Annotated in this window: 15 protein-coding genes; 6 read left to right on the forward strand and 9 right to left on the reverse strand. The window is 65.5% G+C overall.

Going from position 1 to position 14,642, the window contains the following annotated elements:
* Window positions 1-19: 19 nt before the first annotated feature.
* The 5 genes from ahpC to ACH2CY_RS10450 all read right to left on the reverse strand — a co-directional run bounded on the left by ahpC (window position 20) and on the right by ACH2CY_RS10450 (window position 4,277).
* On the reverse strand, window positions 20-583 hold the full coding sequence (ahpC, locus tag ACH2CY_RS10430; RefSeq protein WP_395018763.1) for an alkyl hydroperoxide reductase subunit C: 564 nt from the start codon (window positions 581-583) through the stop codon (window positions 20-22).
* Between the two features lie 299 nt (window positions 584-882).
* A complete protein-coding gene (locus ACH2CY_RS10435; protein ID WP_395018764.1) occupies window positions 883-2,082 on the reverse strand; it encodes an RtcB family protein in 1,200 nt (399 codons plus the stop codon).
* Between the two features lie 475 nt (window positions 2,083-2,557).
* Window positions 2,558-2,692, reverse strand: coding sequence for a hypothetical protein (locus ACH2CY_RS10440; RefSeq protein ID WP_395018766.1), 135 nt, complete (start codon window positions 2,690-2,692; stop codon window positions 2,558-2,560).
* Between the two features lie 113 nt (window positions 2,693-2,805).
* Window positions 2,806-3,543, reverse strand: coding sequence for an SIS domain-containing protein (locus ACH2CY_RS10445; protein ID WP_395018767.1), 738 nt, complete (start codon window positions 3,541-3,543; stop codon window positions 2,806-2,808).
* Entirely contained in the window at window positions 3,543-4,277 is a 735-nt protein-coding gene (locus tag ACH2CY_RS10450; protein WP_395018769.1) for a GntR family transcriptional regulator, read from the reverse strand. The genes ACH2CY_RS10445 and ACH2CY_RS10450 overlap by 1 nt, the downstream gene beginning before the upstream one ends.
* A 183-nt stretch (window positions 4,278-4,460) precedes the next feature.
* Here ACH2CY_RS10450 and ACH2CY_RS10455 point away from each other — a divergent pair, with 183 nt between their 5' ends.
* The 6 genes from ACH2CY_RS10455 (at window position 4,461) to ACH2CY_RS10480 (ending at window position 10,602) form a co-directional block, all read left to right on the forward strand.
* Complete coding sequence (locus tag ACH2CY_RS10455) at window positions 4,461-5,726, forward strand: ABC transporter substrate-binding protein (RefSeq protein ID WP_395018771.1); 1,266 nt, start codon at window positions 4,461-4,463, stop codon at window positions 5,724-5,726.
* A gap of 83 nt (window positions 5,727-5,809) precedes the next feature.
* Window positions 5,810-6,652 (forward strand): carbohydrate ABC transporter permease, encoded by an 843-nt coding sequence (locus ACH2CY_RS10460; protein WP_395018773.1) that lies wholly within the window; start codon window positions 5,810-5,812, stop codon window positions 6,650-6,652.
* Window positions 6,636-7,466, forward strand: a complete 831-nt coding sequence (locus ACH2CY_RS10465; protein ID WP_395018775.1) for a carbohydrate ABC transporter permease — start codon at window positions 6,636-6,638, stop codon at window positions 7,464-7,466. The genes ACH2CY_RS10460 and ACH2CY_RS10465 overlap by 17 nt, the downstream gene beginning before the upstream one ends.
* Window positions 7,463-8,824, forward strand: coding sequence for a beta-N-acetylglucosaminidase domain-containing protein (locus tag ACH2CY_RS10470; protein WP_395018777.1), 1,362 nt, complete (start codon window positions 7,463-7,465; stop codon window positions 8,822-8,824). The genes ACH2CY_RS10465 and ACH2CY_RS10470 overlap by 4 nt, the downstream gene beginning before the upstream one ends.
* A complete protein-coding gene (locus ACH2CY_RS10475) occupies window positions 8,814-9,491 on the forward strand; it encodes a GNAT family N-acetyltransferase (RefSeq protein ID WP_395018778.1) in 678 nt (225 codons plus the stop codon). The genes ACH2CY_RS10470 and ACH2CY_RS10475 overlap by 11 nt, the downstream gene beginning before the upstream one ends.
* Entirely contained in the window at window positions 9,484-10,602 is a 1,119-nt protein-coding gene (locus tag ACH2CY_RS10480; RefSeq protein ID WP_395018779.1) for an ABC transporter ATP-binding protein, read from the forward strand. The genes ACH2CY_RS10475 and ACH2CY_RS10480 overlap by 8 nt, the downstream gene beginning before the upstream one ends.
* Window positions 10,603-10,604: 2 nt before the next feature.
* Here ACH2CY_RS10480 and ACH2CY_RS10485 read toward each other — a convergent pair whose 3' ends face one another.
* From ACH2CY_RS10485 to ACH2CY_RS10500, 4 genes are read right to left on the reverse strand one after another with little or no spacing between them, the layout of a single operon-like run.
* Entirely contained in the window at window positions 10,605-10,850 is a 246-nt protein-coding gene (locus tag ACH2CY_RS10485) for a MoaD/ThiS family protein (RefSeq protein WP_395018781.1), read from the reverse strand.
* A 22-nt stretch (window positions 10,851-10,872) separates the two neighbouring features.
* Window positions 10,873-13,155: a xanthine dehydrogenase family protein molybdopterin-binding subunit gene (locus ACH2CY_RS10490; RefSeq protein WP_395018782.1), complete on the reverse strand. Its 2,283-nt coding sequence runs from the start codon at window positions 13,153-13,155 to the stop codon at window positions 10,873-10,875.
* 2 nt (window positions 13,156-13,157) lie between these two features.
* Complete coding sequence (locus ACH2CY_RS10495) at window positions 13,158-13,634, reverse strand: (2Fe-2S)-binding protein (RefSeq protein WP_395018784.1); 477 nt, start codon at window positions 13,632-13,634, stop codon at window positions 13,158-13,160.
* Window positions 13,635-13,636: 2 nt separating this feature from the next.
* Window positions 13,637-14,497 (reverse strand): FAD binding domain-containing protein, encoded by an 861-nt coding sequence (locus tag ACH2CY_RS10500; RefSeq protein WP_395018786.1) that lies wholly within the window; start codon window positions 14,495-14,497, stop codon window positions 13,637-13,639.
* Window positions 14,498-14,642 lie beyond the last annotated feature (145 nt).

Raw genomic sequence — 14,642 nt, forward strand, 5'->3', positions numbered from 1 at the left:
TCCTTGAGAGAGCGTCGGCTTAGATCTTGCCGACCAGCTCGAGCGACGGCGCGAGTGTCTTGGCGCCTTCCTTCCACTTCGCCGGGCAGACCTCGCCCGGGTGCGCGGCGACATACTGCGCGGCCTTGATCTTGCGGAGCAGATCGCTGGCGTCGCGGCCGATGCCCTCGGCGGTCACTTCGACGGTCTGGATGACGCCATTGGGATCGACGATGAAGGTCGCACGGTCGGCCAGGCCCTGGCCCGGGCGCAGCACCTCGAAATTGGTGCTGATCTCATGGGTCGGGTCGCCGATCATGAAATACTGGACCTTGGCGATGGTGTCCGAGGCGTCGTGCCAGGCCTTGTGGGTGAAATGGGTGTCGGTCGAGACCGAGTAGACCTCGACGCCGAGCTTCTGCAGCTCCGCGTAATGGTCGGCCACGTCGCCCAGCTCGGTCGGGCAGACGAAGGTGAAATCGGCCGGATAGAAGAAGAACACGGCCCACTTGCCGGCCAGGCTGGCGTCGGAAACTTCGACGAACCTACCGGACTTGAAAGCCTGCGCCTTGAACGGCTTAACCTTGGTATTCACAAGAGACATTTGGCAATTTCCCTAGGGCTGAAATGATAGGCAGGTTCGAAGGCAAAGCGCCTTCGCATGTGCAAATTAGAATTATTTCATCATTAGTAAAATGGATAAATCCGGATATCGCGATCGACAAAATCGATCACGCTCTCTTAGCCGTCACCCGCGACCCAGCGGACGAATGTCTGCGTTCGCCGACGGGTCCGCGGGTCTTTGGCCGATGCGCCTATGTCGAGAGATGCGCAGGTCGAGCCCGCGCGTGACGGCAGATGGAGAGACAGCCGGCCCGGCTCGTCCCCGGACCGGCCGCGGTCTCACCCCTTCACGCAGACCACCTGGCGGAGCGTGGCGACGATCTCGACCAGGTCGCTCTGCGCCGCCATCACGGCGTCGATGTCCTTGTAGGCGCCCGGCGTCTCGTCGATGACGCCTTCGTCCTTCCGGCACTCGACATGCGCGGTGGCCTCCGCGTGGTCGGCCAGGGAAAAGTGCTCCTTGGCCGCACCCCGCGACATCTTCCGTCCCGCCCCGTGCGAGCAGGAGCAGAAGCTCTCGGCGTTGCCCTTGCCGCGCACGATGAAGCTCTTCGCCCCCATCGAGCCCGGGATGATCCCGAGCTCGCCGGCCTGCGCCGATACCGCACCCTTGCGCGTCACCCAGACCTTGTCGCCGAAATGGACCTCCTGGGCGATGTAGTTGTGGTGGCAGTTCACCGCAACGTCGCTGGTGGTGAAGTCCTTGAACGACGTCTTCATCACGTCCAGGACCCGCTCCAGCATGACGGCGCGGTTCAGGTGCGCGTAGCCCTGCGCCCAGGAAACCGCGTCGACATAGTCATCGAACAGGACCGATCCCTCCACCAGATACGCAAGGTCGCGATCCGGCAGCGAGATGAACAGTCGCTCCATCTCGGCCTTGGCCGCGGCGATGAAATGCTGGCCGATCCGGTTCCCGACACCGCGCGAACCGGAATGCAGCATCACCCAGACGGCATCCGTCTCGTCGAGGCAGACCTCGATGAAATGGTTTCCGCCGCCGAGCGTGCCGAGCTGGCGCGCCGGGCTGTTCTTGGTCGAGACCGCCGGGTACTTCTGCTGCAGCAGGTCGTAGCGCTGCTTCAGCCGCTGAAACCAGGCCTTCTCCGACGCCTTCGGCACATGGTCGCCATAGTCGCCGAACCCGACCGGCACCGCCTTCTCGATGGCGGAACGCAGCGGCTTCAACGTCTCCGGCAAATCATGGCTGGTGAGGCTGGTCTTCACCGCGCACATGCCGCAGCCGATATCGACCCCGACCGCGGCCGGGATAATGGCACCCTTGGTCGGGATCACGCTGCCGACCGTGGCGCCGCGCCCGAAATGGACGTCGGGCATCACCGCCACGTGCTTATAGATGAACGGCAGCCGCGCCACGTTCTCGACCTGGCGCCGGGCCGCGTCCTCGATCGGCACGCCCTTGGTCCAAGCCTTGATCGGCTTGCCGTCGGTCTTCAGGTAGTCGTACTGGGCAGTCATGGTCCCCTCCTTCCGGGAACACTTACCGGACATAATAGTCACGTTCGATGAAACCGGCGCGATTTCAGGCAGCAGGCCTTGAAACCGGCGGCCGGAGCCGCAGGAACAAGGATCGTTGCGGCCGAGCTTCTCCATGAGCTCCTTGTCGCCGTGGACGATCCGGTCCCCGCGTTTGACCTGGGTCTCGGAGTTAAAACCCCCTCCGGCGCTTGTTCATCGGCTCCAGTTGAACCGCGTCTTTCATCCGTTTCATCGTCGCCTCCATTCGCTGCTCTGTACCGACCTCCCCGCCCGGCTCGTCCTGAGGGCGACGAGCCGGGTGCGGCTGCACACGCGGGCCGGTGCGAAGGGCACGCGCGCATTCATGTCGCAACCGCACAGCTCGTGGTTGCGTTTCATGCCAAAGAAAAACCCCGCCGAACTTTCCGCTCTCGCGGGCTCGGCGGGGTCCTGATGGACCTTATGCGGCGACGCGTCAGCGCGTCATCGCACCCTCCCAGCCCGCAACTGCGGGATTATCCAGCTTCACCGCGCGCAATATGCGAGCGCCGGCGACCGCGGCTTGCGCCGGCGCCATCCTCTGCTCTGCATGTTCCTGCACGAAGTTCATTTTCTGGTTCTCTCTCGAAGCTTCTTCCCGCAACCGTCGCGGGAGGGCGCTCATGTACGCCTGTCGTTGCGTCGCGTCAAGCGGCAATGCGGTTCATGGCGGAGGAATGGGCTTCAGAGGCCCTTGATGCGGCCGCGCCAGCGTTCGACGATCGCGCCGGCGCCGCTGTCGCCGTTGTCGAGATTGGCGCTCTTGTAGACATCGACCGCGACGCCTTGCGCCGCCAGCTGCTCGACCGCGCCGGCCATGATCACGTTGATGATGAAGGCGCCGGCGATGGTAGAGACCGGGCCCATCCTGAGATCGGTACCCGCGATCTCCAGGCTGGCATCGCCCTGCGCCACCGCATTATCGATCACCAGATCGGCGACGTCATGCAGGCTGCGGCCGCTGCTGTGGCGGGAGGCGACCTTGCCGGCATGGTCCATCGAGGTGATCGCCACCGTCCGGGTGCCGCGCGACTTGGCATGCAAGGCGGCCTCGACCGGAAAGGCATTGCGGCCGGAATTGGAGATGATGAAGAGGATGTCCTTCGGGCCCATGTGATAGGCGGCCAGCACGCTGGCTGCGTAGCCCTCGATCCGCTCCAGCTGGGTCGAGCGCTGGGCGCCCTCGTGCAGCATCAGCGGTGGGTCGAAGATCGCCTGCAGCGGCGCGATGCCACCGGCGCGGTAGAACACCTCGGCGGCGATCAGATGCGAGTGGCCGCTCCCCGTGGCGTAGACCAGGCCGTCGGCGCGCAGGGTCTCGGCGACCCAGGCCTGCGCGGTCTCGAGCGCGCCGCGCTGCTCCACCACCAGCCGGTCGAGCACGCCCACCACCTTGTCGCGATAGGTCTCAATCAGGCTCATCAGCCGTTGATCTCCGCGACATAGTCGTAGCGGTCGCCGCGATACCAGGAGATCGCGTCCTCGACCGCGACGCCGTGGCCGCCATAGCCGATGCGGCGGATCATCAGCACCGCGGTCGAGGGCTTCACCTTCAAATGATCGGCGATTTCCGGCCCGGCTTCGACCGCGCGCATGCTCTGCAGGATCCGCTTCGGCCTTCCGCCATGCCGGTCCATGCGGCCATAGAGCGACCCAGTGCCGTCATAATCCTCGCCGACCGAGGTCACCGGCACGATCGAGCGCTCATAGGCCAGGATCTCGTCGCCGGCGAGCCGCAGCCGCACCAGCACGAAGACCGGCGTGCCCAGGGGCAAGGCGGTGCGGAAGGCGGTGTCCGGTGGCACCGGCATGATGGTCTTCTCCAGGATCCTGGAGATCGGCTGGATGCCGCGGCTCACCATGTCGTCGGTGAAGCCGGTCAGCCTTGTCACCGGTTTCAGGATCCGCCGCGATACGAAATGCCCGGCCCCGCGCCGCGTCTCGATCAGGCCGCCCTCGGCCAGCTGTTCCAGACACAGCCGCAGCGTCGAACGCGAGACGCCGAGGTCGTCGGCCAGTTCTCTTTCAGGGGGAAGGGCCTCGCCGGCCGCGATCAGCTCGTCCTCGATCGCGGAGGTCAGCGCATTGGTCAGCCGCAGGCCCAGGGGCCCGCGCTGGCGATTGAGACGCTGCCGCAATTCAGTGACCAGACTCATGCGATTCTTCGAAACTCCCTGGTCGTCGAGCATAAGCCGGGGGTTAATTTGGCGCAACCCTGGTATGGTTCCGGTCTAACGCACATTTACCGCTATTTTAGCGGCTGGACGGGCCCCGGAAACTCCAATAACATACCCAAAACATACCAATTCCAAACACCGGAACGGCGAGGAGGCTGGGCCATGGTTTTGCGGACAGGATTGCTGGGCGGTCTCATCGCGGCCGTGGCCTATGCGTCTGCGGCTTTCGCGGAACCGGTCGAGATCCGCATCACCCATTCGATCACCGGCGGCTCGCAGAAAGAGGTGCTGGACGGAATCATCGCCGATTTCGAGCAGGCCAATCCCGAGATCAAGGTGAAGCAGGTCGTCTTCGACGACGACCAGTATTCCGACACCGGCCTGATCACCCAACTGAAGAGCGACTCCCCGCCCGACATCTATTTCCAATGGGCCGGCTTCCCGATGCAGCGCGACGCCAAGGAAGGCTTCGCCAAGGACATCACCGCCGAGATGAACGAGGGCGGCTGGAAGGACTCTTTCCTGCCCTCGGTCTGGTCGCCGTCGATGGGCATGCTCTATGAGGGCAAGGCCTATCTGGTGCCGATGACCCTCGATGTCACCAATGTCATCTGGTTCAACAAGAAGATCTTCGCCGAGGACGGTGTGAAGGCGCCCGCGACCTGGGACGAGTTCATGGCCGTCATCAAGGCGGTGGCCGACAAGGGCGAGACGCCGATCGTGGTCGGCAACCAGGAGCTCTGGCCGCTCGGCAACTGGGCCTCGCATATCGCCTCCCGCGTGGTCGAGCCGGCGCACTACACCGCCGCCTTCGAGTTGAAGGAGCCGTTCAGCCAGCCGGGCTTCGAAAAGGCGCTGAACCTGATCGACGACCTCAGGAAGGCCGGCGCCTTCAACAAGGACATCGCCGGCCTCGGCGCCGATCCCGCCATGAGCACCTTCTTCCAGGAAGCCGCGGCCATGCATCCGATCGGCTCATGGCTGGTTCCGTCGGCCAATGAGATGGCGGAGAAGGACTTCGACTACGGCGCCTTCAACACGCCGCTGATCGATCCCGCCAACCCGACCAAGGACAGCGTGATCGGGACCGCCACCGGCTTCGCGGTCCATGCAAAGAGCGCGCATCCCAAGGAAGCGATCGCCTTCCTGAAGTTCTTCACCAGCCTCGAGAACCAGGTGAAATGGGCCGAGGCCGGCAGCTTCTCCCCCGTCAAGGGCGCGATGGAGCAGGCCAAGCTCGACGACAAGACCAAGCAGATGGCCGACATGCTGGCCTCCGCCGGGAGCCTGGTGCCGCCGCCGGACACGACCTATCCGGTCGCCGTGGCGGAATCCTACTACCAGGCGGCCGCCTACGTGGCCGGCGGCGAGAAGTCGCCCAAGGAAGCGCTGGCCTGGCTCGACGACCATGTGAAGAGCATGAAGTAACCGTGGCAGGACTTGCCGCGCAAACGAACGGACTCGGTGGGGGAAGACCGGGGGAGGGCGCCGGGATCGCGAATATCCTCTTCGTGATCCCGGCGCTCACGCTTTATGCGATCTTCGTGCTGCTGCCGCTGGTCTCGTCGCTTTACTATTCGCTGACCGATTGGGACGGAATCGGCGCCCCGCGCTGGGTCGGGCTGGCGAACTTCGCCCGCGCCTTCCAGGACGACATCCACCTCGCCTCCTACCTGCATGTGACGCTCTACATCGTCGGCACCCTGGTCTTCGAGGTGAGCTTCGGCCTGGTCATGGCGGTGCTGCTGAACAGCGACCGGCCGGGCTTCGCCTTGCTGCGCGGGCTGTTCTTCTCGCCGGTGGTGCTGTCGATGTCGGCGGCGGGCGTGCTCTGGACCTTCGTCTTCGACTACCGCACCGGTCTCGTCAACGCGATGCTGAAGGGCATGGGCCTCGGCGACCTTACGCAGCCCTGGCTGTCGCAACCGGCGACCGCCCTGCTTTGCGTCATGCTGGTCTCGGGCTGGAAATTCGCCGGCTTCTACATGATCCTGTTCTTCGCCGCGCTCCGGCGGATCCCGCGCAGCCTCTATGAGGCCGCGACCCTGGAGGGCGCCGGGCCGATCCGCCAGTTCTTCAGCATCACCCTGCCGCTCCTGAAGCAGAACGTGCTGATCTGCGTGTTGCTGGCGGTGACGGGCGGTTTCGCCGGCTTCGACCTCTTCTTCACCATGACCAACGGCCAGCCCTACAATTCGACCGAGGTGCCGGTCACCTGGATCGTGAAGATGGGCTTCGACAGCGACCAGCTCGGCTACGGCATCGCGCTCACCGTGATCCTGACGGTCGTCGTGTCTGCGGTCTCCCTCCTCTATTTGCGTTTTGCCGAGCGGAGCCATGCGGTCGAGTATTGACGCGCCGCGCGCATGGCTGCAGTTCGGGATCGGCGCCGTGGTCGTCGCCGGGATGTGCTTTCCCGCGGTCTGGATGACCTATTCGGCGCTGAAGACGAATCGCGAAATCTTCCGCAAGCCCTATGCGCTGCCCGAGATCTGGCAATGGGAGAATCTCGCCAAGGCCTGGACCGACGGTGGGCTCGGCGGACTCTATCTCAACAGCATCATCGTCACCGTCGGCGCGGTAACGCTCTGCGCCTGCACCGCGACGCTGGCCGCCTATGCCTTCGCGCGACTGGAATTTCCCGGCCGCCGCGCGCTCTATCGCCTGTTCCTGATCGGCCTGCTGCTGCCGCCGCCCGCGGTCGCGATCGCGCTGTTCACCCAGCTCCGCGACATGGGGCTCTTGAACACGCTCTGGGCGCTGATCTTCGCCAATGCCGCCTGGGCGCTCTCGATCACGCTCTACCTGATGACCGGCTATTTCCGGACCGTGAAGCGCGAGATGGAAGAAGCGGCGCGCCTCGAAGGCGCCAATGCCTTCCAAGTGTTCTGGTCGGTGATCCTGCCGATGGTGAAGCCGGCGGTGATCACCACCGCCATCCTCAACACCATCAACATCTGGAACGAGTTGATGTTCGCGCTGCTGTTCATCAGCGACGATGCCAGCCGCACCCTGCCCGCCGGGATCGTGCGCTTCAGCGGGTTTCATTCCACCAACTATGCGCTGGTCTTCGCCGCCCTCACCATCACCACGGTTCCGATCATGATCTTCTACTTCGTCAGCCAGCGGCATGTGATCCGCGGCCTCACCGCCGCCCGGGCTGAATGACCATGATCAGCGGCGTCATCGAAGGCTTCTACGGCCGGCCCTGGAGCGAGGCCCAGCGCATCGAGATGATGGACTGGATCAAGGCCGCGGGCATGAATCTCTATGTCTATGCCCCGAAGGACGACGTGAAGCTGCGGGCCCGCTGGCGCGAGCCCTATACCGATGCCGAGATGGCGGCACTGGCCCGCCTGGTCGCAGCAGCAAAGCAACGCGGCCTCGCCATGATGGCGGCGCTCGCCCCCTGCCTCGACATCACCTACAGCGACCCCGCCGAGCTCGCGCATCTCATGCGGCGGCTCGACCAGTTCGTCAGCCTCGGGCTCACCCATTTCGCGATTCTCTATGACGACATCCCGAGCCGGCTGAAGCCCGAGGACGCGGCGCAATTCCCCTCGTTCGCGTCGGCGCAATGCCATATCGCCAATGCCGCCTGGGCCTATCTCTGCGCCAAGAACGGCACGCGGCTGTTCTTCTGCCCGACCGAATATTGCGGCCGCATGGCGGGCGGCGACCCGGAGCGGTCCGCCTATCTGCAGACCCTGGGCGCCGAGCTTTGCGACAACATCGACATCTGCTGGACCGGGCCGGAGATCATCTCGCCCGAGATCACCGCGGATTCGCTACAGAACCTCACCAAGGTGCTGCGCCGCAAGCCGGTGATCTGGGAGAACTTCCACGCCAACGACTACGACATCCGCCGCACCCATACCGGGCCGCTGGGCGGGCGCGAATCCGCGATCCGCGACGAGATCGCCGGCTTCATCACCAATCCCAACAACGAGCTCGAAGCCAATTTCGTGCCGGTGGCGACGACCGGCGCCTTCCTCAAGAACGCGGCCTATGACGAGAACACGGAGACCGATGCCGCGGCGCGCGCCTGGCAGGATCGGTTCCGCCTCGCCTACAGCCCGGATGGCGAAACGCTGAAGCTCGATGAAGTGGCGCTGCTGATCGACCTGCTCTATCAGCCGTTCCGGGCCGGGCCGCAATCCGCCGCGATCGTCGCGACCGCCCGCGCACTGCTGACCGAGGCCTGGCCCAACACCGAGGTCCGCGCCTGGCGCGAGGGACAAGCGCGGATCCGGGCCTATCATGAGCGGGTCGTCAGCCTGTTCGACCGCATGACCGAGTTGGAGAATCGCGATCTCTTCTACACTTTCCAGCCGCATCTCTGGGAAGTGCGGGACGAGCTGCACACCCTCACGCAATATCTCGACTGGCTGGCGAGCGGCCCTTCGGCGAACAGCGTCTTCCCGGAGGCGGGCCGCCTGCCCAACACCTATCGCCAGGGCCTCGCCGCTGAGCTGCAGGCCTTGCTGCCCCGCGACCGCGACGGCAATCTCAATCATGCCATCTGATCGGAACGCGTATCGCCTGCGCCCGGCCCGGCGCGCCGACCTGCCCGGCCTCTACGCGGTCTGCTTGAAGACCGGGGATTCCGGCAAGGACGGCACCAAGCTCCACGACGACCCGAGCCTGCTCGGCAAGTATTACGTCGGGCCCTATGTGGTGCTGGAGCCCGATCTCGCCTTCACCCTCGAAGGTCCGGCGGGGCCGGTCGGCTATCTGCTGGGGACACTCGACACGCCGGGCTTCAACCGGCGCTGTGAAGACGAGTGGCTGAAGCCTTTGCGCAGCAGCGTGCACAACCCGGGCAACGATCTCACCACCTGGCGCGACAGCGACTGGGTGCGGCGGCTGATCCATGTGCCGGATTTCGTCTTTCCGCCGGTGCTGCAGGCCTTTCCGGCCCATGCCCATATCGATCTGCTGCCGGAAGCGCGCGGCCATGGCTTCGGCCGGCGGATGATGCGCTTCCTGATGGCGCGGATGGCGGCGCGCGGCGCCAAGGGGCTGCACCTTTCCGTGGCGCCCAGCAATGCCGGCGGCCAGGCCTTCTATGAAAAGCTCGGCTTTCACCACGTCGCCGCGCCCGAGCTGCCGCGGCACACCTATTTCATGGCGCGGAGCTTGGCCGATATCGAGCCCAATGATTCGCTCGCCGGCATGGTGCTGCATGGCTGAGATCGTGTTCGACAAGGTAACCAAGGACTTCGGCAATGGCCCGGTGGTGCGGGACGTGTCGCTCGCCATCGCGGAGGGCGAGTTCTGCGTCTTCGTCGGCCCCTCCGGCTGCGGCAAGTCCACCTTGCTCCGCATGGTCGCTGGGCTCGAGAGCATCACCGAGGGCGAGATCCGGATCGGCGGCCGGCGCGCCAACGACGTGCCCCCGGCCAAGCGCGGTGCGGCGCTGGTGTTCCAGACCTATGCACTTTTCCCGCATATGACCGTCCGGGAAAACCTCGGCTTCGGCCTCAAGGTCCGCGGCGCGGCCAACGCCGAGCGCGACGCCAAGGTGGTCGCGGTCGCCAGGGATCTGGAGCTCGACGCGCTGCTGGATCGCCACCCGCGCGAACTCTCCGGCGGCCAGCGCCAGCGGGTCGCGATCGGCCGCGCCATGCTGCGCGATCCCCAGGTCTTCCTGTTCGACGAGCCGCTCTCCAACCTCGACGCGGCGCTTCGGGTCCACACCCGGCTGCAGATCGCCAGGCTGCACCAGGAGACCGGCCGCAGCATGATCTACGTGACCCATGACCAGGTCGAGGCGATGACGCTGGCCGACAAGATCGTGCTCTTGAACGCCGGCGAGCGAATCGCGCGCGAAGGCAGCCTCGCCCAGGTCGGCACGCCGATGCAGCTCTACCACCACCCGAAGACGCTGTTCGTCGCCGGTTTCGTCGGGGCGCCGCGGATGAATTTCATTCCCGCGCGCGTGGTCGAGGTTTTCTTCGACCGCCTGGTGGCGGCGACGGGATCCGGCTTGCGCGTCGCCGCGTCGGTCTGCGCCGACGGGATCAAGGCCGGCGATGCCGTGACCCTCGGCATCCGGCCGGAGCATGTGGGCTTCGGGGACATGCTCTCCGCCCATGTGCTCAATGTCGAACGCTTCGGCGATTCGGCCTTGCTCTATCTGGAAAGCGCCGAGACCAAAGAGCCGATCGTCATGCGCACCGATGGCGCCACGCGCCTGAGGCGCGGCGGCACGGTCTCGCTCGCCTGGCCCGAGCAGCATGTGCATGTGTTCGATTCAGTAGAACGCGCGCTGACGCGCTCGGTCGACCCGCTCGCAGAATAGCCTCAGCCGCCCTGCATCTTCGGGAGCAGGATGACTTCGCTGTCGGGATTCAGGGGGGTGAGCCAGCCGTCGCGGAAGATGATGCCGTCAACCGAGACCGAGACGCCGCGCTTCAATTGGGGCTGCAGGCCCGGATAGGTCTCGCCTAGCCGGGCCAGCAGGTCCTTCACGTTCACGGCCTCGATCTCGAGGTTGGATTCGCCGCCCGTATGGAATTTCAGCGAACTCCAGACGATGACCTTGGCCATTCAGTCCTTCATGCGGAGCGAGTTACTCCGCCGCCTTCTTCATGCCCGCCTGCTTCTCCAAAGCCGCGAGCAGCTTCGGCGGCGAGATCGGGGTTTCGCACATCCGCACCCCGACCGCGGCCGAGACCGAGTTGGCGACGGCGGCGAGCGGCGGGACGATCGAGGTCTCGCCGACGCCGCGAACACCATACGGGTGGCCCGGGTTCGGGATTTCGAGGATGACGGTGTCGATCATCGGCAGGTCCGAACAGACCGGGATGCGGTAGTCGAGGAAACCCGCATTCTGCAGCCGCCCGTCCTTGCCGTAGATATATTCCTCGTTCAGGGCCCAGCCGATGCCCTGCACGGCACCGCCCTGGAACTGGCCTTCGACGTAGGAGGGATGCACCGCCTTGCCCGCGTCCTGCAGCACGGTGTAGCGCAGGATCTTGGTGAAGCCGGTCTCCGGATCGACTTCGCTGTCGCAGATATGCGTGGCGAAGCTGACGCCCGCACCATCGGCGCTGTACTCGTGATGGCCGGCGATCGGGCCACCCGTGGAGGGCGCCTGGGCCGCGATCTCCCTGAGGGACATCGGCGGATGGTTGCCGGCATTGGCGCCGGCGGGCTTGGCATGCCCGTTCTCCCAGGTGACGGCGTCCTCCGGGATGCCCCAGATCTGCGCCGCGCGGGCGCAGAGCTTCTTGATCGCATCGCGCGCGGCCAGGATGCAGGCCATGCCGGTGGCGAAGGTGGTGCGGCTGCCGTCGGTCACGTCGTTGTAACCGAGCGTGCTGGTGTCGGCGACCACCGCGCGCACCTTGTCATAGGGGATGCCCAGCTCTTCCGCGGTCATCAGGCACATCGACGCACGCGAGCCGCCGATATCCGGCGAACCCACGGTGACGCCCACGGTCCCGTCGACTCCGATGTTCATGGTGACGCAGGACTGGCCGCCGAAGTTGAACCAGAAGCCGCAGGCCATGCCGCGTCCCTGGTTCTTGCCCAGGGGCGCCTTGAAATGCGGATGCTCGCGTGCCTTCTGCAGGGTCGCCAGCAGTCCGATCGGGCCGTAGGTCGGGCCGTAGGACGACTTGGTGCCTTCGCGCGCCGCATTCTTGATGCGGAAGTCGATCGGCTCCATCTTCAGCTTGTGCGCCAGCTCCTCGATCACGCTTTCGATCGCGAAGTTGGCCATCGGTGCACCGGGGGCCCGGTAGGCCGCCTGTTTCGGCCGGTTGCAGACCACGTCGAAGCCGACCGCGCGGACATTCTCGAGGTCGTATTGCGCGAAAGCGGTCATCGCGCCGAACTCGACCGGCGAGCCGGCGAAGGCGCCGCCCTGGTAGCGCAAGGTGGCATCGCCGGCGACGATGCGGCCGTCCTTGGTGACACCGATCTTCACGTCGATCGAGGAGGACGAGGTCGGGCCGGTCGCCTTGAACACCTCGTCGCGGCTCATCACGACCTTGACCGGCCGGTTCGCTTTGCGTGACAACGCCAACGCGATCGGCTCGATGAAGACCGTGGTCTTGCCGCCGAAGCCGCCGCCGATCTCGGAGGCCGTGACGCGGAGCTTGGAGAAGTCCATGCCGAGCAGGCGGGCGCAGGTGTCGCGCACCATGAAATGGCCCTGGGTGCAGACCCAGAGCTCGCCCTGGCCGTCGGGACCGACGTTGGCCAGGCAGGCATGCGGCTCGATATAGCCCTGGTGCGTCGCCTCGGTCTTGAAGCTCTGCTCGACGATGATGTCGGCCTTCTTGAAGCCGGCCTCGACATCGCCATGGCCGAACTCGTAGCGGCGGACGATGTTGGAGGGCTTCTTCGGCTTCGGATCCATGCCGTCAGTGATCATCTTCGGGTAGAGCAGCGGCGCGTTCGGCTTCATCGCCTCATCGACGTCGGTGACGTGCGGCAGCACCTCGTAGTCGATCTTGATGAGCTTCATCGCCTTGCGGGCGATCGAGGCGCTGGTCGCGGCAACCGCGGCCACGGCATGGCCTTCGTAGAGGGCCTTCTCGCGGGCCATGACGTTGACCAGCACGTCATAGAGCAACGCGTCGCCGTCGGTCTTGTCCGGCAGGTCGGCGCTGGTGACGACCGCTTTCACGCCGGCGACCTTCAGCGCCTTGGAGGCGTCGATGTTCTTGATCTTGGCATGCGCATAGGGCGAGCGCAGGATCAGGCCGACGAGCTGGCCGGGTGCCACCGCATCGGCGCCGAAACGGGCGCGGCCGGTGACCTTGTCGACGCCGTCGGGGCGGTTCGGCCGCGTGCCGACGACTTTGTATTTGCGGGTCTGGGATTCAGCGTGGTCGAGCGGCATGTTCAGGCCCTCCGCATTTCAGCGGCCGTATCCATGACGGCGCGCACGATCTTGTCATAGCCGGTGCAGCGACAGAGGTTGCCGGCGAGTGCGAAACGCACCTCGGTCTCGGTCGGCTTCGGGTTGTGGTCGAGCAGCGACTTGGCGGCGACCAGGAAGCCCGGCGTGCAGATGCCGCATTGGAGTGCCGCATGCTCGATGAACTTCTTCTGCAACGGATGCAGCTTCTCGCCGTTGGCCATGCCCTCGATGGTGCCGATCTTGGCGCCATCGACCTCGGCGCCGAGCACCAGGCAGGAGCAGGTCAGGCGCCCGTCGATGGTGACGCTGCAGGCGCCGCAATCGCCGGTGCCACAGCCTTCCTTGGCGCCGGTGAGGCCGAGGCGGTTCCGGAGCACGTCGAGCAAGGTCTCATCGGCCTCGCAGACGTATTCGACCGGATCGCCGTTGATCGTGGTTGAGACTTTGACGGCAGACATTCTTACTTCCCTCCCGCGCGTTGCTGCGCGATCTTGGCCGCGCGCTTCGCCAGCACGCCGGCCACCTTGATGCGATAGTCCTTGGTGCCGCGCTTGTCGTCGATCGGTTTGCAGGCCGCCGAGCAAGCGGCCGCGAGTGCGTCCATTGCTTTCGCGTCCAATTTGGTCCCGATGATCGCCTTGGCGGCGGCCGGAACCAGCAGCACGGTCGGCGCCACCGCGCCGAGCGAGACGCGGGCATCCTTGACCACGCCCTTGGCATCGAGCGTCAGGCTGACGCCGACGCCGACCACGGCGATGTCCATCTCGGTGCGCGGGATGAAGCGGAGATAGGCGTCACCCGACTTCGCAGGACGCTTGGGCAGCAGGATCGCTTCGATGATCTCGCCCTTCTTCAGCGAGGTCTTGCCGGGCCCGACCGGGACCTGCTCGACCGGGATCGTGCGCTTGCCCTTGGGGCCGGCGATCACGACTTTCGCACCCGCCGCGACCAGGGCCGGAACGCTGTCGGCGGCCGGCGAGGCGTTGCAGAGGTTGCCGGTCATGGTGGCGCGTCCCTGGACCTGCTTGGAGCCGATCAGGTTCGCGGCCTCGACCACGCCGGGCCAAGCCTTCTTCAAGGCGGCGTTCTCGCCCAATTCGGCGCCGGTCACCGCCGCGCCGATCTTGAAGCCGGTCGCCGTCTTGGCGATGGTCCGGGTGCTGGCGATGCGCTTGATATCGACGATCAGGTCCGGCTCGATGAAACCGGTGCGAAGGCGGACCAAGAGGTCGGTGCCGCCGGCCAGCACGTAGGCTAAGCCCTTTTCTTTGGCAAGCAGCTGCGACGCGGCCTGCAGTGTTGTCGGACGCTCGTATCTCATTTTTTCATTCCCACTCCCTTGGAACGGTCCCGATCTAAACCTTCCCGCAGCCGAAGCACAAGGCCCCAACCTATTGTGGCACCATGAAAGAGCGTCCCATTCTCAGTGGTTCGGCCGCAGCCTGTGGACAAGTCGCGGCAACCGA

The organism is Dongia sp., assembly GCF_041905885.1.
In the GTDB taxonomy this organism is placed as follows: Bacteria; Pseudomonadota; Alphaproteobacteria; order Dongiales; family Dongiaceae; genus Dongia.